Source organism: Promicromonospora sp. NPDC060271 (assembly GCF_042726755.1).
GTDB lineage: Bacteria > Actinomycetota > Actinomycetes > Actinomycetales > Cellulomonadaceae > Promicromonospora.
On record NZ_JBHXBG010000150.1, the window covers coordinates 11,529 to 13,071 of the forward strand.

1 protein-coding gene is annotated in these 1,543 nt (G+C 69.2%); it reads left to right on the forward strand.

All coding sequences use genetic code 11. The features are described 5' to 3' along the window. Positions 1-1,415, forward strand: a 1,415-nt coding sequence (guaB, locus tag ACFWE2_RS19895; protein WP_377225941.1) for an IMP dehydrogenase, incomplete at its 5' end; no start/stop codon positions are given. Positions 1,416-1,543 lie beyond the last annotated feature (128 nt).

Genomic DNA, 1,543 nt, shown 5'->3' on the forward strand with positions numbered 1-1,543 from the left:
AACTCACCCCGCCGGCTCGCCGCCGCCGTTTTATCCGGATAAGTCTCCGGCGGCGGGCCGCGGTTATGCCCCCGGTCCCGCGGGCGCCCTGGGCCACCCCCCGGCCGCGCCAGGGTGGTCTCGGCGTCCTGCACCGCAACCTCTCCATCGAGGACCAGGCCCAGCAGGTCGACCTCGTGAAGCGCACGCAGACGGGCATCATCACGAACCCCGTCACGATCGGGCCGGACGCCACGCTCGAGGAGCTCGACACCCTCGCGGGCCAGTTCCGGATCTCCGGCTTCCCGGTGGTCGACCTCGAGAACAAGCTCATCGGCATGGTCACCAACCGCGACCTGCGCTTCACGCCCGTCGCCGAGTGGGCCACCACCAAGGTGGACGAGGTGATGACGCCCCAGCCGCTGATCACCGGCCCGGCCGGTATCTCGCGGGACGACGCCACGAAGCTGCTGCGCAAGCACAAGCTGGAGCGGCTGCCGCTGATCGACCAGGACGGCCGCATCACCGGCCTCATCACCGTCAAGGACTTCGTGAAGTCCGAGCAGTTCCCCCACTCGTCCAAGGACGGCCAGGGCCGCCTCATGGTGGGCGCCGCGATCGGCTACTTCGGTGACGCGTGGCAGCGCGCGACCGCGCTCATCGAGGCAGGCGTCGACGTGCTCGTCGCCGACACCGCGCACGGCAACGTCCGCATGCTGATCGACATGGTCAAGCGCCTCAAGACCGACCCGGCCACCAAGGACGTCCAGGTGATCGGCGGCAACGTCGCCACCCGCCAGGGCGCGCAGGCGTTCGTCGACGCCGGGGCCGACGCCGTGAAGGTCGGCGTCGGGCCGGGCTCGATCTGCACCACCCGCGTCGTGACCGGCGTCGGCGTGCCGCAGATCACCGCCGTGTACGAGGCGTCGCTGGCCTGCAAGCCGGCCGGTGTGCCCGTCATTGCCGACGGCGGCCTCAAGCACTCCGGCGAGATCGGCAAGGCCCTCGTGGCCGGCGCCGACACCGTGATGCTGGGCTCGCTGTTCGCGGGCTGTGAGGAGACGCCGGGCGACCTGGTGCTCGTGAACGGGAAGCAGTTCAAGTCCTACCGCGGCATGGGCTCGATGGGCGCCATGTCCTCGCGCGGCAAGAAGTCGTACTCGAAGGACCGGTACTTCCAGGCCGAGGTCACGAGCGACGACAAGATCGTGCCCGAGGGCATCGAGGGTCAGGTTGCCTACAAGGGCCCGCTGGCCACCGTGGCGCACCAGCTCATCGGCGGTCTGCACCAGACGATGTTCTACACGGGTTCGCGGACCGTCCCGGAGCTGCAGGCCGAGGGCCGGTTCATCCGCATCACCTCGGCGTCGCTCAAGGAGAGCCACCCGCACGACGTGCAGATGACCGTCGAGTCGCCGAACTACAGCGGCTTCTGAGGCGACCGGGTAGCTGGCGAACCTGTCAGACTCTCGCCGACTCGTCAGACCCACAGGCCACCCCGGTGACCTGTGGGTCTGACACGTCCACGAGAGTCTGACAGGTGGTGAGGTCGACAAGACGCGCG